Here is a 7973-nt window from a genome sequence, read left to right as displayed (position 1 = left end):
CTGCTCGTCAGTAAAACGTTTCTTCACGTCCAATCTCCTCGGGGTAGGGAATTGGACTCCAAACTGAGGCGCTACTCAAAATTGGGTGGACGTCGAACTCATCGCGATCCATGAAGGCTTGTGCCTGAGCTTCGGTCGCCCCAAGAAATAACGGTTCCAGATTCACTTTTCTCAGCGAACTCTGAGTCAAGCGCAGCATCGCCGACCAGTTTGATTGAAGAAGGTTGCGAAACAACGCCATAGCAGCCACGGCCACGGTGCGAGCGTTCGCAACAGAAGAGACCTCGTGAGATGAGATCCTGCGGTGAACGACCGCGCAAACGCGACGATGTCGTCGCGGAAAGCGAACACTGCAGCCCGGCCGCCGCCAAACCATCGCGCCCATACCGCCACGCGGTAGGCATGGGCGCGACACGTTGGCGCTAGAACTTGTAGGTCAGTCCCAGGTACGCCAGCCGGCCTGCGTAGCCGCCGGTGTAGAAGCGGGCGCGGGTGTCCTCGCCCAGGTGCGAGCGGGACTCCTGCTTGGTCAGGTTCAGCACCGAGGCGGTGAGGCTGAGCGCCGGGGTGATGTTGTACGCCGCGTTCAGATCGATCTGGTAGTACGGCTCCTCAAAGACGTTCAACCCGTTGACCAGGCCTTGCACCAGCTCGCCGCGACGGTTGTACGAGGCGCGCAGCAGCAGACTGTCGGTCTCGTAGAACACGGTGAGGTTGGTCTGGTTTCTGGCACTGCCCGGCATGGAGGTCTTGCCGACCTCGGTGCCGTCCTCCAGCCGCACCGCCGCCTTGCTGGCATCGTTGTAGGTGTAGTTGAACTGCACACCGAGACCGAACGGCAGCGTGTGCTGCGCGTAGAGCTCCACACCCTGCGAGACCGCGTCCTGGCCGCCGGCCTGGGTGCTGTAGTTCTGCACGGTGACCGGTTGCCCGTCGACCACCATGTTCACGTCGCTGATGACGTCGACCGCAAAGTTCTCCACGTTCTTGCGGAACAGTCCCACACCTGCCACCGAACCCGGGTGGAAATACCATTCCAGCCCCAGGTCGAACTGGTTGGCCTTGTACGGCTCCAGGTTCTTGTTGCTGCCCGAGCCGTACCAGCCCTGCTCGCTGGCACCGCCGGTCAGGCGCCGGTCGGCCACGTACTCGGGACTGTAAAACTCCAGGCTGCCAGGCGCGGCGATGTCGTTGTAGCTGGGACGTGCGATCACCTTCGCGGCTGCCGCGCGCAGCAGCAGGTTCTCGGTCAGGTCGTAGGCCAGGTTGAAACTCGGCAGCACGTCGGTGTAGTTGCGGTCCAGCCCGCTGACCACGAACGACTCGGTGCGTTGCACGCTGTCGGACAAACGCCAGTAGCCTTCGGTCCCGCAATAGGTGTCGGCCGGGGCGCCGCTGGGCATGGCGGCGCCCTGCTGGCAGGCCAGCGGATTGCCGTCGGCGCCATCGAAGAAGTAGTCGTTGTAGGCGGTCACCTTGTCGGTGGAATCGGCACGCTGGCCGGTGCGCGCCACCCGCACGCCGACGTTGCCACGCAGCCGCTCGGTGTGGAAGTTGAGTTGCAGGTAGGTGGAATAGATCTCCTCGTCGACGTTGTAGACGAAGTTGTCTTCGCTGCGGGTCTGCATCGCGCCGTAGGTCTGGTTCAAGTAGCCGATGTAGCCCGGGAAGTTGATCGCCGGGAACGCGCTGGCGTTGACGCCACCGGCCAGGTTGTCCTGCGCGAACAGCAGGCCCGGCGAGAACTGGGTGGCGATGGCATTGCAGCGCCCGTTCCAGTAGCGGTTGTCGTAGTCGCCCGGATCGGTGCCCGGGCACACCCAGTAGTTGTTGCCGGTACTGCGGTGGATGCCGCCGTCGCGACGCTTGAGGCCGAACTGCAGCGAGTCGAAGACCTCGCCATCGAAATGCCAGGTGGTATCGATCTGCGCGTACTGCTGCTGATTGGTGTTACGGGTCCAGGACGAGCCGGTCGAGCCGAGGTCGACCTGCAGGATGCCGTCGCGCAGGTTTTGCATCAGCTCCGGCGAGAAGGTCATGGACGGTGTGCCGGTCAGGTCCCAGGCGCTGGCGAAGTTGCCGTTGGTCCAGCTGCCGTCGGCGTTCTGCAGGCGCGGCTTGATCGGCAGGGAGAACTGCAGCTCCGGCCCGCCCTTGGCCCAGGTGCGGCCAGCCTTGAACGCCACGTCCACCTGCTCGCCACGCCATTCGCCGCCCAGGTCCACCGTCTGCGACTGCGATTTCTCGATGTTGTAGCTGCCGGTGATCTGCGGCGTCGGCACGGTGCAATCGTCCGAGCCCCAACCGCCCGGCGGCAGGCCGGCCGTGGCGGCCTGCGCCTCGCTGCAATAGTAGGTCTTGCCCGGACGCAGGCTATAGGCGGCACCAGTGACGATGGTGCCGCTGGGATCGAACTGCAGCCCGTCGAGCAGACGGCCGCCGCGCCAGTTGCCGTCGCCGTTATAGCGGGCAATGTTCCACTCGGGAATCTTGATGGTATTGGTCTGCGAGTCCTGCGACAGGTCGAAGCGGAAGTAGTTCGCGGTCAGCGTCAGGTCGTCGGTCGGCTTGAACTGCAAGGTCAGTTGCCCGCCCTTGCGCTCGCGCTGCTCGCGTTTGGCGCCCAGGCTGACCGCGGTCGGCATCATGAAACCGGTGGAGTAATTGCCGTCCTGGTTCCAGAAACCGGTCCCGCCCCACCAGTTGGCATTGAAGTCCGAGGGATTTCCGTTCACGTCGACCGCCGGGCCGACTTCGTCGCGCCCGTACCACTGCCAGCTCTCGGTGCTGGCATCGAGTGTTCGTGCGGTGCGCTTCTGCTGCGTGTAGCCAACGAAGACACCGAAGCGGTTGTCCTTGTCGTGCCACGAATACGAACCGGAGAACTGGCCGTCGGTCTTCTTGCTGGTATCGGACCAGGTGCCCTCGGCAGAGACGAAGCCGGAGTTTGGCTCCAGTTCCAGCGGGCGCCGCGTCTGCAGGATCACCGTGCCGCCGATGCCGCCTTCGTCGATGCGCGCTTCCGGGGTCTTGTACAACTCCGCGCTGCCCAGCAGGTTCGAGGGCAGCAGCGTGTAGTTGAACGAGCGCGTCGGGTCGCCGTTGGACTCGGCGGTGGCGATGTAGTTGCCGTTCAATTCGGTCAGCACCAGCTCCGAGGACAGGCCACGCACACTGACGTTCTTGCCTTCGCCGCCGTCGCGGCTGATGACCACGCCGGGCACGCGCTGCAGCGCATCGGCCACATTCTTGTCGGGGAACTTGCCCACGTCCTCGGCGGTGATCACATCGACCACGGCGTTGGCGTTGCGCTTCTGCTCCAGGCTTTTTTCGATCGCGTAGCGGTAGCCGGTCACCGTCACCGCATCCAGGTCCGTGGCCTGCACCTCGGCCTGGCCCGTGGGCGCCGGCGTGCCGTCGGCCTGCTGGGCGGCGGCGCTGGAGGCGGTGCTCGCGAACAAGGCGATGGCGATACCGGCGGACAGCCTGCTGCGGTTGCGTGCGAATGGCATGCAGTTCATTTCGATCATGCTCTCCCAATAGTGAGTGGCTTCGGCCGATTCCTGTCGATCCAACGATCGGACAAGAACGCTGCGCGAAGTGACACAAAAATATCCGGCGCCGTTGCGGCAACCTGCCCCTCCTCTTGCGTCCGCTTCCACGCAGATGCAATTAGATCGTTCTAATACCGTGGAAAGCTAAGTAGCACAGCCCATGCGGCAGCGCATGCTGCCGCGCAACAGACCCGCGGCATTGCAAGGCATCCACGATGGGCGGCCGGCACCGCTACGCCTGCACGCGGCATGGCACGGCCTACCGCGTCGCCGGCTGCAGCAGCGTGATCGCTGCAAGCAACACACCTTGCCCGCAACCGGACGCAAGCGGTTTACCGAAGCGCCAGCACACACCTTATTTGAAACCGAGCTCAGCAAGAGACTGGATCGACGTGAGGGCATCGCCTACCACACGCCGCTTGGCGGCCATCGCCAACGCGATCGCCACACCGAACATGCGCGCGCTTGTTGCCTGCGTACACGCGCAAGGGCGGCGGGGCCTGCTGCGGGATTGATGACACGCCCTGGTCGGAAGCGCATGCGCCGATGACCTGCCAACCCTGCATCGACGCCGGAGGGGAAGCGGCCAATGACCCAAAACGACAACTTTCTGGCGCTCTCAACCATCCGGCTCTATCAAGTCCGCCGCGCTCGCGCCGATATCGCTTCCATGGACAGACTCAGCATCATCGGACTGGTGCTCGCGATCGTGGCGATCGTGGGCGGCAGCGTGTTGAAAGGCGCCGGCATTTCGTCACTGTGGTCGCCGGCGGCCTTCGTGATCGTGATCGTCGGCACCGTGGCGGCGATCCTGCTGCATACCTCGCCGGCGGTTTTCCGGCGCGCCTTCAAGATCCTGCGCTGGGTGATCCAGCCGCCGGCCAGCGATCGTCCGCAGCTGGTGGCACGGATCGTGGAATGGAGCAATATCGCCCGCCGCCAAGGCCTGCTGGGCCTGGAAGACCAGCTCCCGCGCCAGGACGACGCGTTTCTGCGCAAGGGCCTGCAGATGCTGGTCGATGGCGTGGAGCCCGAATCCATGCGGCATATGCTCGAGATCGAAATGGACAACCAGGAGCGTCAGGATCTTGCCGCGGCCAAGGTGTTCGAAGGCATGGGCATCTATGCGCCCACGCTGGGCATCATCGGTGCGGTGCTGGGACTGATGGCAGTGATGAAGAACCTGGCCGACCCGGCCATGCTCGGGCACGGCATCGCCGCAGCGTTCACCGCCACCATCTACGGCATCGCCTCGGCCAATCTGCTGTTCCTGCCGGTCGCCGCCAAGCTCAAGAGCGTCATCCACTGCAGCACCAACGAGCGCGAAATGGCGATCGAAGGCTTGATCGCGATCGCCCAGGGCGAGAACCCGCGCAACATCGAGTCGAAACTGGCCGGATACTTGCATTAGTCCCGTCATGGCCCGCCGTCGCAAACATCACGAAGACCATGGCAACCACGAAGCGTGGGCGATTCCGTATGCCGATCTGATGACGCTGCTGCTGGCGTTCTTCGTGGTGATGTACGCGATCTCCTCGCTCAACGAAGGCAAGTACAAGGTCATGGCGCAGGCGCTGACCACCGCCTTCGGTGGCTCGTCCACCGCCGCAAGCCCGGTGCAGATCGGCAACACCCAGACCCTGGGCGCCGATTACGACCGCCCGTCGGTGATCAAGGCCGGCGCGCCGATGGCCGCGTCCAACGGACCGACCGACCCGACCCTGCTGCCGTCGATGGCCGCGCAGATGCGCATGCCGGTATCGCTGCGCAATCAGGCGCAGCTGGCGCGCGCGCAGCGGCAGATGGACGCGGTGGCCCAGCAGCTGGGCAAGACGCTGGCGCCATTGATCGAGCAGAAACTCATCACCATCCGCCGCAACGATCTGTGGATCGAGGTGGAGATCAACAGCGACATCCTGTTCGGTACCGGCTCGGCGGCATTGGCCGGCAACGCCCGTGACACCTTGTCGGCACTGGCCGCGGTACTGCGCGATGCGCCCAACGGCGTGCGCGTGGAGGGCTATACCGACAACCAGCCGATCGCAACCGCACAATTTCCCTCCAACTGGGAGCTGTCGGCCGCGCGCGCCGCCAGCGTGGTGCACCTGTTTGCCGACGACGGCATCGCCCCGCAGCGATTGGCGATGGTGGGCTATGGAGAATTCCGCGCACGTGCCGATAACAGCACTGAGGCGGGACGGAATGCGAACCGGCGTGTGGTGTTGATCATCCTCGCTGACTCGGCTGGCTCACTCGCACCCGATCCGCCATCGCAGATGCATGCGACCGCCGCCGGGGCGCCCAAGCTTCCCAAGTCTGACGGCGGCCAAACGGCCGTCACCACCGAAAGCGGCACAAGTTCCGTCCCCGCCGTAATTCAAGGAGTGCAGTGAGATGCGTATCTGGGCAATCGCCAACCAGAAGGGCGGCGTCGGCAAGACCACCACGACGCTGGCATTGGGTCGTGGCCTGGCCGCGCTCGGCCACCGGGTGTTGTTGATCGACCTCGATCCGCACTCCTCACTCACCCGCGCGTTCGGTGTGGCGATCGACCCGCCGCCGCGCGGGGTACTGGACCTGTTCGGCACCCCGCCCAGCGACCTGGCCAGCCTGGCCCACGAAAGCGCCATCCCCGGTCTGTCCTACGTGTGCGCGCAAGCCGCCCTGGCCACGCTGGAACGCCGCAGCGCCAACCAGCCCGGCCTGGGCCTGGCCCTGCAGAACGCGATGACCCGGCATGCCGGCCAGCACGATTACATCCTGCTGGACTGCCCGCCCACGCTTGGCCTGCTGATGATCAACGCGTTGGCTGCCTGCGACCGGGTGGTGGTGCCGACCCAGGCCGAGCCGCTCGCGCTGCATGGCCTGGCCAGCATGGTACGTACCGCCGACATGGTGCAGCGTTCGCGTCGCCGCGCGCTGCCGGTGTCGATCCTGCCGACCCTGTTCGACCGTCGCACCCGCGCCGGCACCGAGACGCTCAAGGAGATGCAGGACACCTACGGCGCTATCGTCTGGGAAGACGCGGTGCCGGTGGATACCCGAATCTGCAATGCCGCCGCCCTGACCGTCCCCGCCACCGGCGGCGACTATCAGGGCCGCGGCCTGTCCGCCTACCGCCGCGCGCTGGAATGGGTGCTGGCCGACGATGCGATGCGTATGGAGCAAGCCGCATGAGCAACCATACCGCCAACGGCGAGCTGGACGATTATCTGGAAGGCCTGTTGCACGATGCCGGCGCCGAGATCCCTGCCCCGGCTGCCATTGTCGCCGTCGCTGCTGCAACGGAAGCTGCCGACGCAGACATCGCACTGGCCGAGCCGCCGGTGCAAACAGGCGCGGCTCCCGCAGCCGCCGCTGCCGCGCAAGCGGCGAGCTCCGATGCCGTTGCCGCGGTGCTGGACGCCGACGCGATCGCCGCCGATTTCCTCGCCGAAATGGATGCCGACCCGGCCTTCGGCCCGCCGGTGGCGGCCGCGCCCAGTGCTGCCGACATCGCCGCCGATTTCCTCGCTGAAATGGACGCCGATCCGGCCTTCGGCCCGCCGGTGGCGGCCGCGCCCAGCGCTGCCGACATCGCCGCCGATTTCCTCGCCGAAATGGATGCCGACCCGGCCTTTGCCACCGCTGCACCCAGCCCATTCATGAGCACCGCCGATCTGATGGCCGAAATGGACGCAGACCCGGCCTTCGCCACCGCTGCCTCCGGGGCCGACCTGCTGGCCGCCGATCTGCTGTCGGAGATGGATGCCGATCCGGCCTTTGCCGCTGCCGCAGCGCCTTCGCCGGCACCTGCGCGGCCGGCGCCGATGCAGCCACCGCGCAACGCGCCCCCGCTCCATCCGCAAGGCCTGCAGGCGCTGCTGGCCCCCGGCCAGGCCGAGCACCTCCAGGCCGAGCGGCGCGCCAGCGAGCGCAGCACGCGCTGGCTGCGCCTGCGCTGCGGCGAGCAGACCTATGCGCTCGAATTGCTCAAGGTGCAGGAAGTGGTGCTACCGGTACCGCTGCTGCCACTGCGCGGCACCGCCAGCGCGATGCTCGGCATCATGAATCTGCGTGGCCAGGTGGTGCCGGTGGTCGATCTGGGCATGCATCTGGGCTCGGCGCCGATCAACATGGATCTGCAGACGCGCGTGGTGGTGCTGGAGGAAAACGGCGAGACCATGGGCCTGCGCGTGTCGGCGGTGGAAGACGTCACCAGCCTGACCGATCAGCAGATCGAACCGCCGGACAACGCACGCCTGTGCCGCATCTCCAACAACCTGTTCCGCGGCGTCGCGCGGCTGGGCCATCAACCGATGATCCTGCTCGATGCCAGCCATTTGCTGCACTGATCCACCGCGCAGCTGACGCGCACCTGCACGCGCAGCGATTCACCGTTAAAGCTTTCCCGCCCCCCGCCGTTAGTACGCATAGAAC

The 7973-nt window shown here is 65.7% G+C and carries 6 protein-coding genes; 4 read left to right on the top strand and 2 right to left on the bottom strand.

Annotation, left to right across the window (positions count from 1 at the left end):
• Positions 1–7 precede the first annotated feature (7 nt).
• Positions 8–256: a hypothetical protein gene (locus FHT09_RS18430; protein WP_184417063.1), complete on the bottom strand. Its 249-nt coding sequence runs from the start codon at positions 254–256 to the stop codon at positions 8–10.
• Positions 257–422: 166 nt separating this feature from the next.
• A complete protein-coding gene (locus FHT09_RS18425; protein ID WP_181141337.1) occupies positions 423–3575 on the bottom strand; it encodes a TonB-dependent receptor in 3153 nt (1050 codons plus the stop codon).
• 649 nt (positions 3576–4224) lie between these two features.
• On the opposite strand from FHT09_RS18425, the gene FHT09_RS18420 reads away from it, so the two are divergent.
• Genes FHT09_RS18420 through FHT09_RS18405 form a run of 4 tightly spaced genes read left to right on the top strand, consistent with a single transcriptional unit; the run spans position 4225 to position 7888 of the window.
• A complete protein-coding gene (locus FHT09_RS18420; RefSeq protein ID WP_024937680.1) occupies positions 4225–4965 on the top strand; it encodes a flagellar motor protein in 741 nt (246 codons plus the stop codon).
• Between the two features lie 7 nt (positions 4966–4972).
• Complete coding sequence (gene motD / locus FHT09_RS18415) at positions 4973–5947, top strand: flagellar motor protein MotD (RefSeq protein ID WP_104606378.1); 975 nt, start codon at positions 4973–4975, stop codon at positions 5945–5947.
• A gap of 1 nt (position 5948) precedes the next feature.
• Positions 5949–6731 carry a ParA family protein gene (locus FHT09_RS18410; protein WP_104537479.1) on the top strand — a complete coding sequence of 261 codons (783 nt, stop codon included), beginning with the start codon at positions 5949–5951 and terminating at the stop codon, positions 6729–6731.
• Positions 6728–7888, top strand: a complete 1161-nt coding sequence (locus tag FHT09_RS18405) for a chemotaxis protein CheW (protein ID WP_104606379.1) — start codon at positions 6728–6730, stop codon at positions 7886–7888. Before FHT09_RS18410 ends, FHT09_RS18405 begins: the two co-directional genes overlap by 4 nt.
• Positions 7889–7973 lie beyond the last annotated feature (85 nt).

This window comes from Xanthomonas sp. CFBP 8152 (assembly GCF_014199025.1).
In the GTDB taxonomy this organism is placed as follows: Bacteria; Pseudomonadota; Gammaproteobacteria; order Xanthomonadales; family Xanthomonadaceae; genus Xanthomonas; species Xanthomonas arboricola_B.
The sequence above is the reverse complement of the archived record's forward strand: the minus strand, read 5'-3'. Positions and strand labels throughout refer to the sequence as shown.